Here is a 21,578-nt window from a genome sequence, read left to right as displayed (position 1 = left end):
TCGTGGTTCCTCTTGCGCAAGGCGACGCAGAAGCACATTATTTTCCAAACGTGAAAAGAACTACGCGCCTCCGGAGGTTGAATGTCTGATCACCCCATACACCCCGAGGTGCCCTGCTCCTCGCGCCGGCGCGCACGCGACCTCGGCATCGTGATCGGCGATCACCCCACGGGGCCGTACAACGCCATCACCGACGTCCCCGGTGTGCGTGTCGGGCACACGACGATTCAGCCGTCAGCCGAGGTCAACACCGGCGTCACGGTCGTCGTCCCGCACTCCGGCATCTGGGATGAACCCGTCTTCGCCGGGACGCACCGGCTCAACGGCAGCGGCGAACTCACCGGACTGGAATGGGTGCGCGAATCGGGCGAGCTCACCACCGCAGTCGCCCTCACCAACACCCACAGCGTGGGTGTGGTCCGTGATGCGCTGGTCGACGCGCAGGTGCAGGCCCGCGGTGACGGCCTGTACTGGTCGCTGCCCGTGGTCGGCGAGACCTACGACGGGCTGCTCAACGACATCAACGGTCATCACGTGCGCGCCGAGCATGTCCACGCCGCATTGGCCACGGCGTCCGACGGCCCGGTCGTCGAGGGCAATGTCGGAGGCGGCACCGGCATGATCTGCCACGGATTCAAGGGCGGTATCGGCACCGCATCGCGCATCACCGACACGGCCGCGGGCCGCTACACCGTGGGTGTGCTGGTCCAGGCCAACCATGGCCGTCGGGAACGGTTGCGCGTCAACGGCGTTGCGGTAGGAGAGGTGATCGGCCCCGACCGCGTGCCGTTGCCCGAGATGCCCCTGGCCTACGCACCCGGATCGGGTTCGATCATCGTCGTTGTCGCGACCGACGCCCCGCTGTTGCCGCACCAGTGCACGCGGTTGGCTCAGCGTTCTTCGCTCGCAGTCGGCAGGCTCGGCGGAACCGGCGAGCAGTACAGCGGTGACCTGATGCTGGCCTTCGCCACCGGCAACCGCGGCATCCCGCCGTACGCCTGGGACGAGGACCCCGAGACCGACCACCCCGAGATCGGGCTGCGCATGGTGGCCCCACAACTGATGACCCGGCTGTTCGATCTGGTGATCGAGGCCACCGAAGAAGCCATCCTCAACTGTCTCGTCGCCGCGGAAACCCTCACCGGGCGCGGCGGCCGTACCGCATACGCATTGGACCACAAGATGTTTCGTCACGCACTTCTCCTGGAGGGGCAATGAGTACCAGCACTGAAACCACCGCGGATCGCCGGCTGCACGGGAAACTCGGCCCGGTCGGGGTGGTGTTCATGGTGGTCGCGGCCGCCGCCCCGCTCACCGTCATCGGCGGCAACATGCCGCTGGCGATGGGACTCGGCAACGGCGCGGGCGCACCGGTCGGATTCCTCATCGCCGCAGCGGTTCTGCTGGTGTTCAGCGTCGGCTTCGTGGCGATGACGCCCTACGTGCCCGAGGCCGGAGCCTTCTTCTCATATGTCACGCTCGGACTGGGTAACCGGCCGGGCAGCGGTATCGCCGCCGTCGCGCTGATCGCCTACACCGCCATCCAGGTCGGCATCTACGGCTACATCGGCTGGGCCATCGGCGATACCGTGCGGTTCTACGGAGGACCGCAAATACCGTGGCCGGCTTACTCGTTCGTGATACTGGCGATCGTGGCACTGCTGGGGTACCGGCACATCGACCTCAGCGCCAAGGTGCTCGGCGTGGCGCTGGTGCTGGAGATCAGCGTGGTCGTGGTGCTCGATCTGGTGATCGTCGCCAAGCCGGGGCCTGCCGGGGTGACGTTCGCATCGTTCACCCCCGGCGTCTTCAGCCACGGTGCGCTCGGTATCGCGGTGCTGTTCGCGCTGACCGGGTTCATCGGTTTCGAGGCGACAGCGGTGTTCCGCGACGAGGCGCGCAACCCTGAACGCACGATTCCGCGTGCCACGTATGCGGCGGTGCTGCTGATCGGCGGTTTCTACGCGATCACCTGCTGGGCGTTCGTCGTCGCGATCGGCCCCGATCAGGTCGCCGAGACCGCCCAGCGCACGCTGGCCGGTGAGGCCAACATGCTGCTGGACACCACCGACGCCAATCTCGGGCGCGTCGGCCGCGACATCGTCAATGTGCTGCTGCTGACCAGCCTGTTCGCCTGCGTGCTGTCCTTCCACAACGTCATCGCCCGCTACCAGTTCGCGCTGGCCCGAAAAGGCTTGCTGCCCAACCGATTGGCGACTGTGCACTCGTCGCACGGCTCGCCCGCGGTGTCCTCGGTGGTGCAGACCGTCACGGCCGCAGTCATCGTCGGCATCCTCGCCGTGCTCGGGGTCGATCCGCTGGTCGGTGTGTTCGGCTCGATGGCCGGTGTGGCGACCGTCGGGATGGTGCTGCTGATGCTCACCACCTCGGTGGCGGTACTGGTCTACTTCGCCCGTCACCGTTCCGACGCAGCAGGGCGCACCTGGCAGACGCGCATAGCGCCGGCCCTGGCCTGCGTCGGGCTGCTGGGCAGCCTGTGGTTGGTCCTGACGAATTTCACCCTCGTCACCGGCGGCAGCGCGACGCTCAGCGCCATCCTCGCGGCGATCCCGTTCGTCGGCCTCGTGGGTGGCGCGATGCTGCGCCGCACCTAGGACTCGCTGCGCAATTCCTCGACGAAGGCGCGGGTCTCCTCCCACGTCGGCAAAAGGCCCGCGGCGCGCACCTCTTCGAGCGTGGGCGCCGCGGCGTCGCGTTCGGAGATCACCAGCTCGTGGCCCTCGGGCCAGTCGATACCGAGATCGGTGGCCAGGATGGTGTGCTCCCGCTCCGGGGCGTACGGCGCCGAGCACAGATACATCACGGTCGAATCATCTTCCAGCGCAAGGAAAGCGTGGCCCAGGCCTTCGGAGAGATAGACCGACCGGCGGTCGCGGTCGTCGAGCAGCACCGAATCCCACTGACCGTAGGTGGGGGAGCCGACGCGAATGTCCACCACGACGTCGAAAACCGAACCGCGAACACATGTCACGTATTTGGCCTGGCTCGGCGGCAGCTCCGCGAAATGCACGCCGCGCAGCACCCCGGCCGCCGACACCGAGCAATTGGCCTGGCGTAGATCGAACTTGTGCCCGGCGAAACCGGTGAAACCGGAGTCGGTGAACCACTCGAAGAACATCCCGCGAGAATCGCCGTGCAGTTTGGGGGTGAGCTCCCACGCCCCGGGGACCTTGAGTTCCCGTGCGGTCACTGGCCGCGCTCCTGGTAGTTCGCCTCGACCTGTTCTTTGATTGGGCCCCACCAGGATTCGTTGGCGCGGTACCAGTCGATGGTGTTGCGCAGGCCGTCTTCGAAGTCGGTGTGCACGGGTTTCCAACCCAGCTCGTCGGTGAGTGTCGACGGGTCGATCGCGTATCGGAGGTCGTGCCCCGCGCGATCGGCGACATGGTCGAAATCGTCGGGGTCACGGCCCATCAGCCGCAGCAGCGTGCGCATCACGGTCAGATTGTTCTGCTCACACTGCGCGCCGATCAGGTACGTCTGGCCCGCCTTGCCATCGGCGAGAATCCGGCGCACCGCGGCGTTGTGGTCGTCGACGTGGATCCAGTCGCGGACATTGGCGCCCGTGCCGTACAGCTTGGGCCGCCGGCCGGTGAGCACGTTGGTGATCTGGCGCGGGATGAACTTCTCCACGTGCTGGTACGGGCCGTAGTTGTTGGAGCAGTTCGACAGCGTCGCGCGCACGCCGTAGGACCGCACCCAAGCCCGCACCAGCAGATCGGCGGCGGCCTTGGTCGACGAGTAGGGGCTCGACGGGTTGTACGGCGTGTTCTCGGTGAACCGCGCCGGATCGTCGAGGGGCAGGTCACCGTACACCTCGTCGGTGGAGATATGGTGCAACCGAACCCCGTGCCGACGCACCGCCTCCAGCACCGTGAAGGTGCCGACGACGTTGGACTGCACGAACGGCGCGGGGTCGGCCAGACCGTTGTCGACATGGGTTTCGGCGGCGAAGTGCACCACGGCATCGGCGTCGGCCGTCAGGCTCGACACCAATGCCGCGTCGCACACATCGCCCTCGACCAACCGGATCCGGTCGGCTACCGGTGCCAGCGACTCCCGGCTGCCGGCGTAGGTGAGGGCGTCGAGCACCGTCACTGACGCGCCGTCGCGGACGGCGTCCTGTACGAAATTCGCACCGATGAACCCGGCACCCCCGGTGACCAGCAACCGCATGGGTCAACTCTAACGGGCTGTCGGATCAGCCTTTCAGGCCGAGCGGGCCTGCCAGCTCTGTCAGCGTTCCGAGCAGCTTGTCCCATCCGCCGAGCACCTGGATCGCCACGTGGTCGGCGCCCGCGTCGAGGTGTTGCCGCAAACGCGCCGCAACGTCATCGGGCGTGCCGTGAGCGACGACCGCATCGATCAGACGGTTGCTGCCGGGCTTGGCGATGTCATCTTCGCTGAATCCCAACCGGCGCCAGTTGTTCAGGTAGTTGCTGAGATTCAGATAGAAATCGACGGTCTCCCGGCCGACCGCGCGGGCCGCCTCCGCCTGCTGCTCCGATCCGTCGGTCAGCACCACCTTGTGCTCGGGTGCGAGAAACACGCCGGGCCCGATGAGCTCGCGGGCCTGCGCGGTGTGCTCGGGAGTCGTCAGGTACGGATGTGCGCCCGCGCTGCGGTCCGCGGCCAGCTTCAGCACCTTGGGGCCCAGCGCCGCCACCACACGCCGCTCCTTCGGCACCTCCAGCTCGTCGAGCGCGTCGAGGTACTCGACCAGCACGTCATAGGGCTTGCGGTACTCCTGCGTGTGTTCGGGATGACCGATGCCGATACCGAGGATGAACCGGCCCGGGTGTGCCGCCTCGATGCGGTGATAGGACTCGGCCACCTGCTTTGCCGGGGCCGTCCACACATTGACGATGCCCGTGGCAACCTGCAGCGTGTCGGTCGCCGCCAGGATCGGTTCGACGAACGCCAGATCGGCGGCAGGCGAACCACCTGGCCACACGGCGCCGTAGCCCAGCTTCTCGATCTCGGCGGCCTGCTCGGGCTTCGGTGCACCGAACGTCCACACTCCAAAGCGGCCCAGGTTCAAGCTCATTCGCGTCCCTTTCGATTACTTGAGGCCCAGCGGCCCGGCAAGTTCGGCAAGTACCGGTACCAGTTTGTCGGGCGAGGTGAGGACCTGCACGGGCACGTGGTCCGCGCCGGCCTCGCGGTGCTCTTTGAGGCGCGCCGCCACATCGTCGACGGTGCCATGCGCAACCACGGCGTCGATGAACGTATCGCTGCCGGGCTTGGCCAGATCGGCATCGGTGAAGCCGAGCCGCTTGAAGTTGTTGAGGTAATTGGTGAGGCCGAGGTAGAGGTCGAGTGCCTTGCGGCCGGCCGCGCGGGCCTTCTCGGCGTCGGTGGTCAGCACCACCTTGTGTTCCGGCGCGAGGAACGCGTCGGGCCCGATGATCTCGCGGGCCTGCGCGGTGTGCTCGGGCGTGGTCAGGTACGGGTGGGCACCGGCGGAGCGTTCGGCCGACAACTGCAAGACCTTGGGCCCGAGCGCGGCCACCACGCGGCGTTGCTTGGGAACGCCGTACTCGTCGAGCTTGTCCAGATAGTCGGTGAGGGCGTCGAGCGGTTTGCGGTATTCGCCGATGGCTTCACGATGTCCCACCCCGATGCCCAGGAGGAACCGGCCCGGATGGGAGGACTCGATGCGGTGGTAAGACTCGGCGACCGGCCCGGCGTCGGCGGTCCAGATGTTGACGATGCCCGTCGCGACCTTCAGGTTGGTGGTCTTCTCGAGGATGGGATCGACCCAGTCCAGCTCGGCGGGCGGCGAGCCACCCGCCCAGATCGCGCGATAGCCGAGAGCTTCGATCTCCTGCAACTGTTCAGCCGCCAGCGGCTGGAACTGCGAGTAGTGCCCGAAAACGCCGAAACTACCGAGGTCAGGCTTGGCGCCTGTGATGTCAGTCATGGTCGGGTCAACCCGTCGTCGCCCGACCGCTATTCCGAAAAATTCAGGCTGATTCTCACGCGCTTTGGCTATTTACGCCGACGCAGGCAGGTCTTCGGGGGCGGGTGCCTCCAACGGCAGCAACACGATGAACCGGGTGTTGCCCGGCTCGGACTGCACACGCAGATCACCACTGTGCTTTTCGACGACGATCCGCCACGCGAGATCCAGGCCGAGACCGGTGCCCTCGCCGAACGGTTTCGTCGTGAAGAACGGTGTGAAGATCCGCTCGACGATGTCGGCGGGTATGCCCGGGCCGTCGTCGCAGATCTCCACGCGGACCAGATCGCCGTCGCGGCCGGTTCGGACCGTCAGCGTGCCTTCGCCGTTCATCGCCTGGATCGCGTTGTCGATGATGTTGGTCCACACCTGGTTGAGGTCGCCCGGATAGCAGGCCAGCTCGGGCAGTGACTTGTCCCAGTCCTTGACGAGTCGAACGCCCTTGCCTTCCTTACCGATCCGGTCGCCGAACATCATCAGCGTGCTGTGCAGCAGCTCGTGGATGTCGGCAGTCTGGTACGGCGCGCGGTCCATCTGCGAGTACTGCTTGGCGCCGGCCAGCAGGGCCGATATGCGCTTGCTCGCCTCGGCGATCTGATTCATCAGCAATTCGGTCTCGATGGTGTAGCGCAGCCACCCGATCGCGCTCATGAAGGACGCCGTGGCATCGACGTCCTCGAGGGAGGCCGCGACACTCTCGAACCAGTCGATGTCCAGCCCGGCGTCGACGAACGTCGGTGCGTAATCCCAAGCACTGGTGATTCCGCGTTCTTCGAGCCACTCGCCGATCTGCTCCTCCCGGTCGGAGGCCTCCAGCGCGGTCAGATCCTGCGCCTTGTGTTTGGCGATCTGCTCGGCCACCCGGTCCTGGATGCTGACCAGCTCGCGCAACGCGGCGGGCGGGACGTGCCCGTCGCCGAGCATCGCCAGCTTGTGGCGCATCTTGCCGATGCGGTCGCGCAGATCCGCGACCGCGCGCGCGGTCGCCGCGGCGGGATTGTTGAGCTGGTGGGTCAAACCGGCCGAAAGTTGGCCGAGGGCAAGGAGTTTCTCCCGCTGGCCGATGATCTGGCGGCGTCGCAGACCGCCGACCTTGTGGCCCTCCAGGAGGTGCACCGCCATCGGGAATTCGGTGCGCATGAAATCGGCGTAGGCCTTGGCGTCGAGCACGAAAAACCGCGACGGCTTGGTCACCCGGACGGATGCCTCGTATACGGGCTGCTCGCCCGGGATGTAGGCCGACCAGGCACCGCAGTAGACGCCGCGCATCGAGGTGCGGTTGGTCTCGATGTCGATGCCGCCTGACTTCATGGTCATCACGAGCTCGCCCTCGATCATGACGTAGAAGCACGTGGCCGGCTCACCCTCGGTGCAGACCGGGCCTGGCTCGAACGTCGCGATATGACCGTTGGCACACAGGATGTCGAGTTGTTCGTCGCTCAGCGATTCGAACAGAAACAGGGTCCGTAGTTCTTCGCGCACGCAGCCTTCGCCCATCGTTGTCATTCCTCAGGCCTCCGCCAGATAACGGTGCACCAACATCACCGCCATCGACCCTTCGCCGACGGCGGCGGCCACCCGTTTGGCTGACTCGGCACGCACATCACCTGCAACAAACACACCGGGCACACTTGTTTCCAGGTGATGCGGAGGACGTTCCAGCGTCCAGCCGCAGACATCGCGCAGGTCCGGACCGGCCAGGATGAAGCCGTGGTCGTCGCGGGCCACCACACCGTCGAGCCATTCGGTGCGCGGAGTGGCGCCGATGAAGCAGCACATCCGCGTCGAACTCACCCTTTCCCGCTCACCCGTGCGCTTGTCGTGCAGCACGAGCCCGATGAGGTGATCGTCTTCGCCGATGGCCTCGACCACCTCGGTACACGTGCGGACGTGGATATTGGGGGTCTGTTCGATCTGCTGGATCAGGTAGTAGGACATCGACGCCTCCAGCGACGGCCCACGCACCAGCAGCGTCACCGACTTGGCTTCGCGCGACATGAACATCGCCGCCTGCCCGGCCGAGTTGGCGCCGCCCACAATGTAGACGTCCTCACCCTGGCACTCCGAGGCCTGCGAGACCGAGGCGCCGTAGTAGACGCCGCGGCCGACGTAGTTGAGCGGATTGACCGGATCGTCCCAGCACCCCGGCACCGGCAGCTGCCGATACTCGACGCCCGTGGCCAGGATCACCGCCCGGGCGCCGATGGTGTCGCCGTCCGCGAAGGTGATGGTGCGTGCGGCGCCGGCGACATCGAGCGCGGTGGCTTCGCGGGTGGTGATGACCTCGGCGCCGAAGCGCTCGGCCTGCCTGCGGGCCGAGGTGGCCAGCTCGGCGCCCGACACTCCGGTCGGGAAGCCCAGGTAGTTCTCGATACGGGAGCTGCGCCCGGCCTGGCCACCCGTCGTGGTGCCCTCGATCAGGACCGTCTTGAGCCCCTCCGACGCGCCGTAGACCGCGGCGGCCAGCCCGGCGGGGCCACCGCCGATCACGGCCAGGTCGTACATCGTCAGCGACGGGCTGGTGGACAGGCCCAGCATGTCGGCCAGTTCACCGTCGGAAGGCTCGACCAACGTCTGACCACCTTCGGTGATGACCACGGGAAGTTGTCGACCGTCCAGGCCCGCGGCCTCGAGCAGCTGCCTGCCCTTGGGCTCGTCGGACGTGAACGCCCGATACGTGTGCTGGTTGCGGGCCAGGAACTGGCGGACCTCCCAGGACCGGGCGCTCCACTGATGGCCGATGACCTTGGTGTGCGGGATGGCCCGGTCGCCGACCGCGTGCCAGGCCTCCAGCAGCCCGTCGATGACGGGGTAGAGCTTCTCCTCCGGCGGATCCCACGGCTTGAGCAGGTAATGGTCCAGGTCGACGACGTTGATGGCGTCGATGGCCGCGGTCGTGTCGGCATACGCCGTCAGCAACACGCGCCGGGCCATGGGGTAGAGGTCCATGGCCGATTCCAGGAACTCGATACCGCTCATCTGCGGCATCCGGTAGTCGGCCACGAACACTGCGACGGTGTCACCGCGCAGTTTCAGCTCATGCAGGGTCTCCAGGGCATCCAGACCGGACTCGGCGCGCATGATCCGGTACCGCTCGCCGTAGTGCCGGCGCAGATCGCGCGCGACAGCACGGGAGACGGCGGGATCGTCGTCGACGGTGAGGATCACTGGCTTACGGGGCGCGGGCGCGGGTCCAGTCATATCGCTCCAATTATGCGCCCCGCTGCCAGCGATTTTCTCGCCTAGGTCGGCAGCTACTGCTTGAGCGACGCAGCAGCCTCACCGTCGGATGGCGGCGCGGGCCGTGCCGCCCCGTCGATGCGGCCCGCGGCGGGCTGATCACCCTCGATCCGGTTGAGCATGGACGGCAGGTCGATGCCCGAGGATTTGAGTGCCTCGACGATCTTGGCCACGGCCAGTGGGCTGATGCCGAGGATGCCGCCGATGGCGTCCTGAGCGTCGCCTGCGCCGCCGATGATCGACAGCCGGTCGATGTCGCCGAGCGGCCGGGCGGCGGCCTCGGTGGCCTTGACCATCGACGCCAGGATGTCGGGCAGCATGAGCATCCGTGCGGCCTCGGCGTTGTAGCTGTTCAGGGCGGCCGCGATCTCTTTCTTACCGGTCGCCTCGGCGACCAGCTTGGCCTCGATGCCGGCCGCCTCGGCCTGCTGTTCGACGCGCAGCGCGTCGGCCAGTTCCTTCTTGCCCGCCGCTTCGGCGACCAGCTTGGCCTGCATGCTGTCGGCCTCGGCCTGCTGCTCGACCCGCAGCGCGTCGGCCGCCGCCTTACGGGCATCAGCCTGGGCCTGGCCGGCCCGTCGCTGCGCTTCGGCACTGGCTTCGGCGGCGAGGATGGCCGCCTGGCGCTGCCCCTCGGCGCGCGCCACATCGGCCCGCTTCTGCGCCTCGGCCGGGGCGATCACGTCGGCCTGCAAGGCGGCCTGCGCCTGCTCGCTGCGCCGTTGCTCCACCTCGATGCGGGCCTGCACGCGGGCGGCCTCGGCCTGCTCGATGGCGATGCCCACGTCCTTCTCGGCGCGGGCGTGCGCCAGCGGACCGGCCTGGTCGGCCTGGGCGTTCTCGGCCTCGGTCTGCGCGCGCAGCCGGGCCAGCTCGACGTCACGCTTCTGGTTGGCGGACGCGATGGCGGTGTCGGCCTCGGCCTGGGCCACCGCACCGGCCTGCCGTGCCTTGGCCGACTGGATCTGCGCGTCCCGCTCGGCCTCGGCGGTGCCGACCGCGGCGTCACGCTTGACCTCGGCGATCCGGCGCTGGCCGAGCGACTCCAGGTAGCCGTTCTTGTCCGAGATGCCCGCGATCTTGAGCACGTCGACCTCCATGCCGATGCGCGCGAGGTCGCCGCCGGCCTCCTCGACCACGCTGCGGGCCAGCGTGTCGCGGTTCGAGTTGAGGTCCTCGACGGTCATGGTCGCGGTGATACCGCGCAGGCTGCCGGCCAGGATGTCGTTGATCTGGCGCTGCAGACCGTCCAGGTCGGAGGTCAGGAAGCGCTGCACCGCGGTCTGCACGGCTTCGTCGGCCGAGCCGATCCTGACCAGCCCGACGGCCTCCACGTTGACCGGGACGCCGTTGTTGGACAGGGCGTTCTGCAGGTTGATGCTGACGTTGAACGGTTCCAGGCTCATGATGTCGACGCGTTCGATGCCGGGCATCCGGAACCGGGCGCCGCCGCGCACCACCTTCGGCGCCCCGCGGCCGGTGAACACCGCGACTTCGTTGGGCGGCACCTTGATGTAGTTCTTGACGTACACCATCGGCAGCACCACCAGGATGAGGATCGCGGCGACGGCGGCGATGATGACGATGAGCAGCAGGGACACTGTGCTGGCCTTTCTGAAGGTTTGGTGCTCAGGTACTACTCAGGTTTGCGGAACAGCGACGACGTGGACGTAGTCGGCGTCGATGTCGGCGATGTAGACGCGCGTCGACTTGGGTAACGCGGCGGCTTCGGAGCTCTTGGCGCGCGAGAAGACGCGATTGCCGTCGGTGTCGACGAACGACACCTCGCCCCACCCGCCTGCCGGGACTTCCAGCGTGACGGTGCCGAGCAGGCCGATATAGGACGACCTGCCTTTGTGGGAGTTGGACTGCTGACGGCGCATGTAGGGCAGCAGCAGGCCGTTGAACACGAACACCAGCACCACGGCGAACGCCGCGGCGGTCACCGCGCTGCCGAAGGTGCCGAGGTGCGTCCAGGAGCCGATCAGCCCGCCGGTGCCTGCGCCGAGCAGGGCGACCGACAGGGCGGTCAGGTTGATGAAAGGCATGCCGTCGCCGTGACCGACGTCGGCCAGCAGCAGGGCGGCCAGGAGCGCGACGCCGCCGACGACGAACGCCGCCAGGTACACAGCCGTCATGTGGGCGTCTCCGAAGGCACGGGGTCAGCACCACGGGCGGTGCGGATCACTATGACTATTGTCGCCTGTCGCGTGGTACTACCGTGCACAATTTTCCGGCGGGCGGTCGCTGGCCAGCGGTGATTTTGGCGCAGCCCCAACAAAGGGTAGTGTGGACCAACGGTGCGGCTTCCGCGCCGACTCTTTGCGTGCCCTGTCCTGGAACTTTTAGGAGTTCTTTCGATCCAGCTCACGTTTTCAGTCGGTCGTGTGGCGGTGCCACGGGCGCACGATACGAAACGAAAGCAAGGATCGCTAGACAGTATGGCCAAGAAAGACGGTGCCATCGAGGTCGAGGGTCGCGTGGTCGAACCCCTGCCCAATGCGATGTTCCGCATTGAGCTGGAGAACGGACACAAGGTCCTGGCCCACATCAGCGGCAAGATGCGGCAGCACTACATCCGCATCCTGCCCGAGGACCGCGTCGTAGTGGAGCTTTCTCCCTATGACCTGTCCCGGGGTCGCATTGTGTACCGGTACAAGTAACCGCCCCCAACAGTTCCACCAGACAAGACGAGAGAACAGGATCGCGAAGCCGTGAAGGTGAACCCGAGCGTCAAGCCGATCTGCGACAAGTGCAGGGTGATCCGCCGGCACGGGCGGGTCATGGTGATCTGCTCCGACCCGCGGCACAAGCAGCGGCAGGGCTGATCAAGCCAGCTCTTGAGCAGTACCCACAACTGAATGCAGACCTCCCAGTGCCACTGAGCGGATTGGCCGCTTGCGATGGGCCGTCAGGCGAATAGCCGACAGCCCTGGACGTCCGGAACGGAGGCCGGACCCCACAACAAGACGACGTGGGAACGGACTGGGAACAGACCTCCGCCAGAAGAAGGAATACCGCCACATGGCAAGGCTCGTGGGCGTCGATCTTCCGCGCGACAAGCGCATGGAGATCGCGCTGACCTACATCTACGGCATCGGCCGTACCCGCTCCCAGGAAATCCTGGACGCGACCGGAATCGACCGGAACATGCGCACCAAGGACCTCACCGACGATCAGGTGACCGTGCTGCGCGACTACATCGAAGGCAACCTCAAGGTTGAGGGTGACCTGCGCCGCGAGGTGCAGGCCGACATTCGTCGCAAGATCGAGATCGGCTGCTACCAGGGCCTGCGGCACCGCCGCGGTCTGCCGGTGCGTGGCCAGCGGACCAAGACCAATGCGCGTACCCGCAAGGGCCCCAAGCGCACCATCGCCGGCAAGAAGAAGGCCAGGTAACCCATGCCACCGAAGAAGGCAGGCGCTCCCAAGAAGGGCGTGAAGACCCGTCGCAGGGAAAAGAAGAACGTCCCGCACGGCGCCGCTCACATCAAGAGCACGTTCAACAACACCATCGTGTCGATCACCGATCCGCAGGGCAACGTCATCGCCTGGGCGTCGTCGGGTCACGTCGGCTTCAAGGGGTCGCGTAAGTCGACTCCGTTCGCCGCGCAGCTGGCCGCCGAGAACGCCGCTCGCAAGGCGCAGGAGCACGGCGTGAAGAAGGTCGACGTGTTCGTCAAGGGCCCGGGCTCGGGCCGCGAGACCGCCATCCGCTCGCTGCAGGCCGCCGGCCTCGAGGTGGGCGCCATTTCCGACGTCACCCCGCAGCCGCACAACGGCTGCCGCCCGCCCAAGCGGCGCCGGGTCTAGGTCTAGGGAGGAAACAGACTCATGGCTCGTTACACCGGACCCGCGACCCGCAAGTCGCGCCGCCTCGGCGTCGACCTGGTCGGCGGCGATCAGTCGTTCGAGAAGCGCCCCTACCCGCCCGGTCAGCACGGCCGTGCGCGGATCAAGGAGAGCGAATACCGCACGCAGCTGCAGGAGAAGCAGAAGGCTCGCTTCACCTACGGCGTGCTGGAGAAGCAGTTCCGCAAGTACTACGAAGAGGCCAACCGCAAGTCGGGTAAGACTGGTGAGAACCTGCTCCAGATCCTGGAGAGCCGGCTGGACAACGTCATCTACCGGGCCGGGCTCGCCCGTACCCGCCGGATGGCGCGTCAGCTGGTCAGCCACGGCCACTTCACCGTCAACGGTGTCAAGGTGAACATCCCGAGCTACCGGGTGTCGCAGTACGACATCATCGACGTGCGGGACAAGTCGCTGAACACCGACCCGTTCATCATCTCTCGCGAGACCGCAGGCGAGCGGCCGATCCCGTCCTGGCTGCAGGTCGTCGGCGAGCGCCAGCGCATCCTGGTCCACCAGCTCCCCGAGCGGGCGCAGATCCAGGTGCCGCTCGCAGAGCAGCTCATCGTCGAGTTCTACTCGAAGTAACGGTCGCGCAGCCAGCCGGCTGAGCGACACCCAGACGGCATCAAATAGTGGGTGCCGAGAAGGAGATAGAAACAATGCTGATTTCTCAGCGGCCAACACTGTCCGAAGAGACCGTTGCCGAGAACCGGTCCAAGTTCGTCATCGAACCGCTGGAGCCCGGTTTCGGTTACACCCTCGGCAACTCGCTGCGGCGCACGCTGCTGTCGTCCATCCCGGGCGCAGCGGTGACGAGCATCCGCATCGATGGTGTGCTGCATGAGTTCACCACCGTCCCCGGAGTGAAGGAAGACGTCACCGACATCATCCTGAACCTCAAGGGCCTGGTCGTGTCCTCGGAAGAGGATGAGCCGGTCACCATGTACCTGCGCAAGCAGGGGCCGGGTGCGGTCACCGCCGGTGACATCGTGCCGCCGGCCGGTGTGACGGTGCACAACCCCGACATGCACATCGCGACCCTCAACGACAAGGGCAAGCTGGAGGTCGAGCTCGTCGTCGAGCGCGGCCGCGGTTACGTCCCGGCCGTTCAGAACAAGGCCTCGGGTGCCGAGATCGGCCGTATCCCGGTCGACTCCATCTACAGCCCCGTGCTGAAGGTGACCTACAAGGTGGAGGCCACCCGTGTCGAGCAGCGCACCGACTTCGACAAGCTGATCCTCGACGTCGAGACCAAGAACTCGATCAGCCCGCGCGACGCCCTGGCGTCCGCAGGCAAGACCCTGGTCGAGTTGTTCGGTCTGGCACGCGAACTCAACGTCGAGGCGGAAGGCATCGAGATCGGGCCGTCGCCCGCCGAGGCCGACCACATCGCGTCGTTCGCCCTGCCGATCGACGATCTGGATCTGACCGTCCGGTCGTACAACTGCCTCAAGCGCGAAGGTGTGCACACCGTGGGCGAGCTCGTGGCCCGCACGGAGTCCGATCTGCTGGACATCCGCAACTTCGGCCAGAAGTCCATCGACGAGGTGAAGATCAAGCTGCACCAGCTGGGTCTCTCGCTCAAGGACAGCCCGGCCACCTTCGATCCGTCCGAGGTCGCCGGTTACGACGCCGCAACCGGAACCTGGACCAGCGATGCCGGCTACGACCTGGACACCGACCAGGACTTCGCCGAAACCGAACAGCTCTAACAGGGCACAACCCCGGGCTCTGCCCGCCCGATCCGTCCCGGTCCTACCTGATACGGGGACCGGCCCCATTTAGGAGATAGTCGCAATGCCCAAGCCCACCAAGGGTGCCCGCCTCGGCGGGTCGTCCTCACACCAGAAGGCGATCCTGGCCAACCTGGCCACGTCGCTGTTCGAGCACGGTCGGATCAAGACGACCGAGCCCAAGGCGCGGGCACTGCGGCCCTACGCGGAGAAGCTCATCACCCACGCCAAGAAGGGCAACCTGCACAACCGGCGCGAGGTCATGAAGAAGATCCGTGACAAGGACGTCGTGCACGTCCTGTTCGCGGAGATCGCTCCCTTCTTCGCCGACCGCAACGGTGGATACACCCGCATCATCAAGGTCGAGAACCGCAAGGGCGACAACGCGCCCATGGCGGTCATCGAGCTGGTGCGGGAGAAGACCGTGACCTCCGAGGCCGACCGGGCCCGCCGTGCCGCCGCATCCGCGGCCAAGGCTGCCGCTCCGGCCGCTGACGCCGAAGAGGCCAAGGTTGTCGAAGCCGACGAGGCTGCACTGGCCGAGGAGACCGCGGGCAACGAGGCTGAGGCCGCTGACGAGGCGATCGCCGACGCCCAGACCGCTGAGGCCGCTGCCGAAGAGGCCGACGACGCCAAGTAACACGGCTACGACGAACGTGCCCGCCATCGAATCCGGTGGCGGGCACGTTCGTCTGCGCTTGGATATCGCCTACGATGGCACCGAATTCGCCGGGTGGGCACCGCAAGCCGGACAGCGCACGGTGGCCGGTGTGCTGGAGGAGACGTTGTCGACGGTGTTCCGCGAGCCGGTCCGGTTGGTGACGGCAGGTCGCACCGACACCGGCGTGCACGCCACCGGGCAGGTCGCCCACGTCGACGTACCCTCTGGTGCACTGGGTTTCGCGTATCCGCGCACACCGCGTCCCGGTGACCCCGAGTTTCTGCCGCTGGTGCGACGGCTGGCCCGATTCCTGCCGACAGACGTGCGCGTGCGCCGTATAGTCCGCGCGCCCACCGGTTTCGACGCCCGATTCTCCGCATTGCGCCGGCACTACGAATACCGGTTGTCCTTGGCGCCGTGGGGTGTTGACCCGCAGCAGGCCCGGTTCGTCACCCCGTGGGCACGACCGGTGGATCTGGATGCGATGACCGCGGCGTCTCAGGAGTTGTTGGGGCTACAGGACTTCGCCGCGTTCTGCCGATTCCGCGAAGGTGCGACGACCATCCGCGATCTGCAGCGCCTGTCCTGGGAGCGCCACGGCGATCTCGTGACTGCCCGGGTCACCGCGGATGCGTTCTGCTGGAACATGGTCCGCTCACTGATCGGCGCGCTGCTGGCGGTAGGGGAGCGACGTCGCGAACCTGCCTGGATCGCCGGGCTTTTGGGTGCTGATCGCCGGTCCAGCGAGTTCGCCGCCGCGCCGGCGCGAGGACTGACCCTCGTGGGCGTCGACTATCCACCCGACGATCAGCTGGCTGCCCGGATCGCTGTCACGCGGGATCTGCGCACGCTCTGAGCCCTCACGCCGCTCGCCGAGACGACGGTTTTTGGTGCGAAAACGCCAAAATGTCGCGAACAACCGTAGTGTCGGCGGGTCAGAGCCGAGCGGAGACGAATCTGGCTGCCTGGGCCACCATGCCCGACCGAATGTAGCCGGGCGCCAAGTGGTCCTGCCATTCGGACCGCCACTTGTACGGGCTGCTCGGATTGCAGACGGGATCGTCGGAGTGGCACAGGTCGATGGTGCGGTCCCGGTATGCCGGACTCAACGCGGTGATCGGCAGCGCCCAGTTGGAGCCGTTGCCGAAGAGCGCCACCGCTGCGACGTGCCGGTCGGTGCCTGCGGGCAGCGGACTGTTGAAGGTGAACGCCGAAATAGGCACCGCGAGGACGAGATCCGTCGCCGCAGCGCCCAGGGAGTAGCCACCCAGCACGAGCCGGGTGCTCGGGCAGTTACGAGTCATCCACTGGATGTGACGACTCATGTCGTTGGCACCCATGTCGACCTGGGTGTCGGCGGGGTAATTCACCGGATACAGGCTGATGTTCGGACCGCGCAGGGCACGCAGTGCGTTGACGAACGCAGCGCCGACCTGCCCGGGCCCTGGGGGCTCCATGCGGCCGCGGGCAAACACCACCTCCGCCGGAGGGCAGGTGGCGGCTTTCGCGGCGCCAACCATGTTCGGCGCCACCGTCATTGGCACCACGACGGCGGTCAGGGCGGTGATCAGCGCGGCCAACATCCGACGGCCAATCACGCATTCGATGGTATTGACGAACCCGTCGAGAATAGGTGCCGGTCCGGCAACGATCCGGCGACGAAGTCGTCCGGCTCAGAGGCGGCCGGCCACGAAATCCGCCGCCTGGTTGACCATGCCGCCGTCGATGTATGCCCCGGCGAGGTGGTCGGGCCAGTTGTTTTTCCAGGTGTTGGGATCGGCCGGGTTGCAGATCGGGTCGGCGCCATGGCACAACTCGATCGTGCGGTCGCGGTAGGCGGGGTTGAAGTTGGTGATCGGGCCCACCCAGCCTGCGCCGTTACCGAACAGCGCCACCGCCGCGATATGTCCGTCGGCGTCGGCCGGCAACGGGTTCTTGAAGCCGAACGCCGTGAACGGCACGGCCAGAACGACATCGGTGACCGCCGCGCCCAGCGAATAGCCACCGAGGACCAGTCGGGTGTTCGGGCAGTTGTCGATCATGTATTGGACGTGACCGCTCATGTCATTGGCGCCGATGTCCACCTCGGTGTCTGCGGGGTAGCGGACGGCGTAGACGCCAATGTTCTTGTTGACCCGTGAGCGCAAGGCGCTGACGAACGCATTGCCGAGGGTGCCGACGCCGGGCGGTTCGGTACGCCCACGTGCGAAGACCACTTCGACGTCGGGGCACGGTGCGGCCGCGGCGACAGCGAGCACGTCGACGCCTGGCACGGCTGACGTGAGGACCGGCAGGGCAGGCGTAGCCAAGGCCACCGCTGCCACCCCCAACCATCGCCTGACCCGCCGCCCGATGGAAAGTTTGACCACCTAAGCGATGCTAGCCGAGCGAATTGACGCCTGCGGCGGTTATGTGGCGAGGACTACACCAGGCCGGCGACGAAATTTGCGGCCTGGCTGGCCGGGCCCCCGTCGTAGGCCCGGTGTGCGTCGACGCTGTTGCCGTCGGTGCACACGGGATCGTTCGGATTGCACAGGTCGATGGCGCGCGCCCCGTAGACCGGGCTGGCCGTCATCGGCAGGCCGAGCTTGGCAGACGGGTTGCCGAACACCGCGACGGCCGCGATGTGGTCAGGCGCGTTGGGCGGCAGTGGGGCATTGAAGCCCACGGCCGGGAAGGGAACCGCAGAGATGACGTCGATGACCGCAGCGCCCTGCGAGTAGCCGCCGAGCACCAGGCGGGTATTGGGGCAGTTGTCCATCATCCACTGGACGTGGCCGCTGGCGTCGTTGGCGCCGTCGGCGGCAGCCAGGAAGTCATAGCTGGCGGGATAGTTCACCGCATAGGTGCCCACCGAACGGCCGCCCACCTTGTTGCGGAGCGAGCTGACGAAGGCATTGCCGATGCGGCCGAGGCCGGGACTGTCGTTGGTGCCGCGTGCGAACACCACCTGGATGTCAGGGCAGTCGTCGGCCGATGCGACAGCGACGGTGCCGGCGGGGACCGGCGTCACGAGCGCGGCCGCGGCGGTCAGCGCAGCGGCGGCAACGAGCGGAGCGTAACGACGAACAAGATCAATAGCCACACCAAATCCTAGCGTCCGGGCGTCGCTAGACGATGCGAGCGACAAAGTTTGCGGCCTGATCCGTCAGGCCTGCCGTCACGTAGTCGCTGTGCGCGAACGGGTTCCGGCCGCGCGAGCAGATGGGGTCCCCGTCCTTGCAGAGATCGATGGCTTTGCCACCGAAGACTGAAGACGTGAGCGGATTGCCGAACTTGGCGGCGGGGTTCCCGAAGGCCACCACGGCCGCGATCTGTGGCACCAGGCTGCTGGGCAGCGGCGGTGCCGACCCGATCTCGCCGACCTTGTTGCCCAGTGGCGGTATGCCGGCGAGCATGTCGACCACCGCGGCGCCCTGCGAGTAGCCGCCGAGCACGATCTTGGTGGACGGGCAGGAAGCCGCCAGCGAGGTGATGCGGTTGGCGGCGTCGTTGGCGCCGTCGGCTGCTGTCAGGAAGTCGTAGCTCGCGGGGTAGTTCACCCCGTATGTCGACACGGAGCGGCCCCCGACCTGGGCGCGCAGCGCGTCGGCGAAGGCCTGCCCCGGGCGCCCGAGGTCGGGGGCGTCGTTGGTGCCGCGAGCGAAAATAACCTCGATGTCGGAGCATGGTTCAGCCGCGGCCGGTGCGGCGAAGGCGAACGGCAATGCCGCGCTGACCAGCGTTGAGACGATCGCGGCCACCCGGGCCGACTTCCGGAGAAGACTCACGGACGACATCGTCACACAAAATGGTTAGCCGCGGCTAATCGTTTGCCCGTTCGGTGGTCTCCCGCAGTGGCATGTCGGGCCAGCTCGCGAGTTCGACCTGGCCGACCGACTCCGGGTCCGCCTGCTCGCTGCGGTCTCCCTGGCGGGCCAGGGCCAGCCCGAGCAGGACCACTGTGCCACCGATGGCCTGACTGACCGTCATGGCCTCACCCAGCAGGATCCAGGCCGAGAGCACCGCGAACATCACCTCGGACAAGCCCACCAGCGACGCGAACCGCGGCTTGAGGCGGGCGACGCCGAAGATGCCGAGGGTGTACGCGAGAGCCGTCGGAATGAGGCCCAGCGTGATCACCGGCACCAGCCACGACGTGGTGAAGCCGGCGATGACGACGGAGTTCGCCGTGAAGGTCAGCGGCATGACACCGGTGACACCGAGCAGTGCGACGGCGACGGTTCCGACGATGAGGCCGCCTGCGGCCAGGCTGATGGGGTTGAGGCCTTCGCCGTCGGTGCTGACGTTGTTGGACATCATGAAGTAGCAGGCCGCGCACACCGCGGCGGCGAGCCCCCAGCTGACGCCGATGATGTTGATGTGGGCACCGCTGAAGACGTTGAGCACGAGCATGATTCCGGCGACGGCCAGGCCCACGCCTGCGAACGTCATCGAACTGGGGCGCCGACGCGTGGTGGCCCACACCCATCCGACCACCAGGATCGGCGCGGTGTACTCGAGCAGCAGGGCCACGCCGACCGAGAGATGCGCGACGGCGTTGTAGTAGCAGAGTTGCGCGCCGGCGATCGGCACCAGACCGTAGGCGATGACGGTCTTGGCATGCCGGATGGATTCGCCGACCCAGCCGGGCCGCACGAAGCTGGCGAAGATCGCCATCGCCAGCGCTCCGCCCGCGAGCCGGGCGGTGACGGCGCCGGTGGGGCTCCAGCCGGCTTCGATCAGTGCTTTGGCGAACGGGCCGGAGGACCCGAAGGCCAATGCCGAAGTGAGTGCGAACAGCAGCCCGAGCCGAAAGTGGTTCTCGGTGCTCGGGCGGTCGAGTGCGGCCGTGGCCATGGGTACACCTCCTGGGCGCATGTCATGAGTAAAATGAGTTTTGCTAGTGACGGTACGGCGGAAAGGAGTCACGAGTCAAATGCTTTTCACTTATGACACGGAGCTCACACTCCGGGCCGCCGCGGTGCTGGTCAACAGCGATCGGGTGGATGGTGAGCAACTCGGTGACCTCGCCGCTCTGGACCAATACCTGAACGACTTCGGCTGGACGGGGCGGCGTGACCGCGACGACGCCGAACTGCGCGCGGTGCACGAACTCAGGACCCGGATCGGGGACATCTGGGCCGTTGCCGACGACGAGCAAGCGACTGTGGACAGGGTCAACGCGCTGCTGGGCGAGACCAAGGCGTCACCATGGCTGACCCGCCACGTGGAAAACCCCGACTGGCACCTACACCTGGGCGCCGCCGACGACCCGCTGTGGCAGCGCATGGGAGCCGAGATCGCGATGGCCCTGGCCGACCTGATCCGCGGCGGCGAACTCAGGCGATTGAAGATCTGTGCGGCCCCCGACTGCACCGCGGTGCTGACCGACCTGTCCCGCAACCGATCGCGCATCTTCTGTGACACGGGCAACTGCGGCAACCGCCAGCATGTCGCGGCCTACCGACAGCGGCAACGCGAAGAGGAGTAGTGGCGCCGGGTCGCAACTGCCCTCAGCCGCCGCGGCAAGAGATGTCCACGTAGACCGTGTCGGACTCGGTCGGATCGATCCGATTGCCGTTCGGCTGTGAATTTGAACTGCGCAGCCCTTCGATGCCGGTGACCCGGCATGAGCTCAACGGATACACCGCGGCCCCGTTGAGTTGCACGTCATACCCCTGCGCGCGCAGGGCGTTGACCGTGTCCTGGGCATTGCCGTAACCGTTGTTGAACGCCGAAGGATCTGCCGACGCTGTGTGTGCCGCTGCGGCGAGCAGGGCAGCCGCCATCGCAGCGGCACCGAGCCAAGTCCTCACCCGAATCCCTTTCGTCTGCCCGGCAGCGCGGCGATTGCCAAGTGCTGCAGGCGGTTCCGAAAGGAGTTAGGGAGCGGGGTTACATCGCCGCGGCCTCAGTCGTCGCCGTGACCGTTGTGACTCTGGTACTCACGCACGGCGGCGAGGGCATTGCGTTCGGAGGTGTGTGCGGCTTCGGTGAGGGCTTCGTGTTCGACGGCGGGGTCGGCGTAGAGGAAGCTGCCGGTGCCGGGGGCGCCGCCGGAGCCGAGTTTGTTCATCCGCTTGGGCAGGGCGGCGCCCTGGTATTCCAGGGGGATGGGGTGGCC

The 21,578-nt window shown here is 66.9% G+C and carries 25 protein-coding genes and 1 pseudogene; 11 read left to right on the top strand and 15 right to left on the bottom strand.

Features of this window, described 5'->3' with window-relative positions; genetic code table 11:
- The first annotated feature begins 81 nt into the window (after positions 1-81).
- Positions 82-1,218, top strand: coding sequence for a DmpA family aminopeptidase (locus tag RMCB_RS05375; RefSeq protein ID WP_062827960.1), 1,137 nt, complete (start codon positions 82-84; stop codon positions 1,216-1,218).
- Positions 1,215-2,615, top strand: coding sequence for an APC family permease (locus RMCB_RS05370; protein ID WP_062827959.1), 1,401 nt, complete (start codon positions 1,215-1,217; stop codon positions 2,613-2,615). Before RMCB_RS05375 ends, RMCB_RS05370 begins: the two co-directional genes overlap by 4 nt.
- Here the strand turns inward: RMCB_RS05370 and RMCB_RS05365 are convergent.
- The 8 genes from RMCB_RS05365 to RMCB_RS05330 all read right to left on the bottom strand — a co-directional run bounded on the left by RMCB_RS05365 (position 2,612) and on the right by RMCB_RS05330 (position 11,361).
- A complete protein-coding gene (locus RMCB_RS05365; protein ID WP_029368417.1) occupies positions 2,612-3,211 on the bottom strand; it encodes a dTDP-4-dehydrorhamnose 3,5-epimerase family protein in 600 nt (199 codons plus the stop codon). The two genes, RMCB_RS05370 and RMCB_RS05365, sit on opposite strands and share 4 nt — an antisense overlap.
- Entirely contained in the window at positions 3,208-4,197 is a 990-nt protein-coding gene (gene rfbB / locus RMCB_RS05360) for a dTDP-glucose 4,6-dehydratase (RefSeq protein ID WP_062827958.1), read from the bottom strand. The genes RMCB_RS05365 and rfbB overlap by 4 nt, the downstream gene beginning before the upstream one ends.
- 25 nt (positions 4,198-4,222) lie before the next feature.
- Positions 4,223-5,068: an LLM class F420-dependent oxidoreductase gene (locus tag RMCB_RS05355; RefSeq protein ID WP_062827957.1), complete on the bottom strand. Its 846-nt coding sequence runs from the start codon at positions 5,066-5,068 to the stop codon at positions 4,223-4,225.
- A gap of 15 nt (positions 5,069-5,083) precedes the next feature.
- Complete coding sequence (locus RMCB_RS05350; RefSeq protein ID WP_062827956.1) at positions 5,084-5,944, bottom strand: LLM class F420-dependent oxidoreductase; 861 nt, start codon at positions 5,942-5,944, stop codon at positions 5,084-5,086.
- Positions 5,945-6,016: 72 nt separating this feature from the next.
- A complete protein-coding gene (locus tag RMCB_RS05345) occupies positions 6,017-7,480 on the bottom strand; it encodes an ATP-binding protein (RefSeq protein ID WP_062827955.1) in 1,464 nt (487 codons plus the stop codon).
- A 12-nt stretch (positions 7,481-7,492) separates the two neighbouring features.
- Positions 7,493-9,184: an NAD(P)/FAD-dependent oxidoreductase gene (locus RMCB_RS05340; RefSeq protein WP_062827954.1), complete on the bottom strand. Its 1,692-nt coding sequence runs from the start codon at positions 9,182-9,184 to the stop codon at positions 7,493-7,495.
- 53 nt (positions 9,185-9,237) lie between these two features.
- Positions 9,238-10,824 (bottom strand): flotillin family protein, encoded by a 1,587-nt coding sequence (locus RMCB_RS05335; RefSeq protein ID WP_029368425.1) that lies wholly within the window; start codon positions 10,822-10,824, stop codon positions 9,238-9,240.
- A 39-nt stretch (positions 10,825-10,863) separates the two neighbouring features.
- Entirely contained in the window at positions 10,864-11,361 is a 498-nt protein-coding gene (locus RMCB_RS05330; protein ID WP_062827953.1) for an NfeD family membrane protein, read from the bottom strand.
- Between the two features lie 303 nt (positions 11,362-11,664).
- Between RMCB_RS05330 and infA the strand changes: the two genes are divergently transcribed.
- The 8 genes from infA to truA all read left to right on the top strand — a co-directional run bounded on the left by infA (position 11,665) and on the right by truA (position 16,328).
- Positions 11,665-11,886, top strand: a complete 222-nt coding sequence (infA, locus tag RMCB_RS05325) for a translation initiation factor IF-1 (protein WP_003418601.1) — start codon at positions 11,665-11,667, stop codon at positions 11,884-11,886.
- A 51-nt stretch (positions 11,887-11,937) separates the two neighbouring features.
- Positions 11,938-12,051 (top strand): 50S ribosomal protein L36, encoded by a 114-nt coding sequence (rpmJ, locus tag RMCB_RS05320; RefSeq protein WP_003879483.1) that lies wholly within the window; start codon positions 11,938-11,940, stop codon positions 12,049-12,051.
- Between the two features lie 196 nt (positions 12,052-12,247).
- On the top strand, positions 12,248-12,622 hold the full coding sequence (rpsM, locus tag RMCB_RS05315) for a 30S ribosomal protein S13 (protein ID WP_018601786.1): 375 nt from the start codon (positions 12,248-12,250) through the stop codon (positions 12,620-12,622).
- A 3-nt stretch (positions 12,623-12,625) separates the two neighbouring features.
- On the top strand, positions 12,626-13,036 hold the full coding sequence (gene rpsK / locus RMCB_RS05310) for a 30S ribosomal protein S11 (RefSeq protein ID WP_019972253.1): 411 nt from the start codon (positions 12,626-12,628) through the stop codon (positions 13,034-13,036).
- A gap of 21 nt (positions 13,037-13,057) precedes the next feature.
- Positions 13,058-13,663, top strand: a complete 606-nt coding sequence (gene rpsD, locus RMCB_RS05305; protein WP_029368428.1) for a 30S ribosomal protein S4 — start codon at positions 13,058-13,060, stop codon at positions 13,661-13,663.
- Between the two features lie 74 nt (positions 13,664-13,737).
- Positions 13,738-14,790: a DNA-directed RNA polymerase subunit alpha gene (locus RMCB_RS05300; RefSeq protein WP_018601783.1), complete on the top strand. Its 1,053-nt coding sequence runs from the start codon at positions 13,738-13,740 to the stop codon at positions 14,788-14,790.
- Between the two features lie 85 nt (positions 14,791-14,875).
- Positions 14,876-15,451 carry a 50S ribosomal protein L17 gene (gene rplQ, locus RMCB_RS05295; RefSeq protein WP_062827952.1) on the top strand — a complete coding sequence of 192 codons (576 nt, stop codon included), beginning with the start codon at positions 14,876-14,878 and terminating at the stop codon, positions 15,449-15,451.
- On the top strand, positions 15,414-16,328 hold the full coding sequence (truA, locus tag RMCB_RS05290) for a tRNA pseudouridine(38-40) synthase TruA (RefSeq protein ID WP_201028241.1): 915 nt from the start codon (positions 15,414-15,416) through the stop codon (positions 16,326-16,328). The genes rplQ and truA overlap by 38 nt, the downstream gene beginning before the upstream one ends.
- A gap of 79 nt (positions 16,329-16,407) precedes the next feature.
- Here truA and RMCB_RS05285 read toward each other — a convergent pair whose 3' ends face one another.
- The 5 genes from RMCB_RS05285 to RMCB_RS05265 form a co-directional block, all read right to left on the bottom strand.
- The gene (locus RMCB_RS05285; RefSeq protein WP_234792014.1) at positions 16,408-17,079 is read right to left on the bottom strand and encodes a cutinase family protein; all 672 of its coding nucleotides are present in this window, start codon (positions 17,077-17,079) and stop codon (positions 16,408-16,410) included.
- Positions 17,080-17,145: 66 nt separating this feature from the next.
- Positions 17,146-17,766: a cutinase family protein gene (locus tag RMCB_RS05280; RefSeq protein ID WP_407662109.1), complete on the bottom strand. Its 621-nt coding sequence runs from the start codon at positions 17,764-17,766 to the stop codon at positions 17,146-17,148.
- Positions 17,767-17,894: 128 nt separating this feature from the next.
- The gene (locus RMCB_RS05275) at positions 17,895-18,557 is read right to left on the bottom strand and encodes a cutinase family protein (RefSeq protein ID WP_062827948.1); all 663 of its coding nucleotides are present in this window, start codon (positions 18,555-18,557) and stop codon (positions 17,895-17,897) included.
- A gap of 25 nt (positions 18,558-18,582) precedes the next feature.
- The gene (locus RMCB_RS05270) at positions 18,583-19,251 is read right to left on the bottom strand and encodes a cutinase family protein (RefSeq protein WP_072278418.1); all 669 of its coding nucleotides are present in this window, start codon (positions 19,249-19,251) and stop codon (positions 18,583-18,585) included.
- A gap of 25 nt (positions 19,252-19,276) precedes the next feature.
- Positions 19,277-20,311, bottom strand: coding sequence for an EamA family transporter (locus RMCB_RS05265; protein WP_062827947.1), 1,035 nt, complete (start codon positions 20,309-20,311; stop codon positions 19,277-19,279).
- Between the two features lie 79 nt (positions 20,312-20,390).
- Between RMCB_RS05265 and RMCB_RS05260 the strand changes: the two genes are divergently transcribed.
- Complete coding sequence (locus RMCB_RS05260; RefSeq protein ID WP_029368441.1) at positions 20,391-20,945, top strand: CGNR zinc finger domain-containing protein; 555 nt, start codon at positions 20,391-20,393, stop codon at positions 20,943-20,945.
- A 22-nt stretch (positions 20,946-20,967) separates the two neighbouring features.
- Here the strand turns inward: RMCB_RS05260 and RMCB_RS05255 are convergent, their stop codons facing one another.
- Together RMCB_RS05255 and RMCB_RS05250 are read right to left on the bottom strand one after the other, a co-directional pair.
- Entirely contained in the window at positions 20,968-21,270 is a 303-nt protein-coding gene (locus RMCB_RS05255; protein WP_234792005.1) for a hypothetical protein, read from the bottom strand.
- Between the two features lie 95 nt (positions 21,271-21,365).
- Positions 21,366-21,578 (bottom strand): annotated as a pseudogene (locus RMCB_RS05250) (cytochrome b); the annotation flags it as partial.

The sequence above is a fragment of the Mycolicibacterium brisbanense genome (assembly GCF_001570425.1).
In the GTDB taxonomy this organism is placed as follows: domain Bacteria; phylum Actinomycetota; class Actinomycetes; order Mycobacteriales; family Mycobacteriaceae; genus Mycobacterium; species Mycobacterium brisbanense.
The sequence above is the reverse complement of the archived record's forward strand: the minus strand, read 5'-3'. Positions and strand labels throughout refer to the sequence as shown.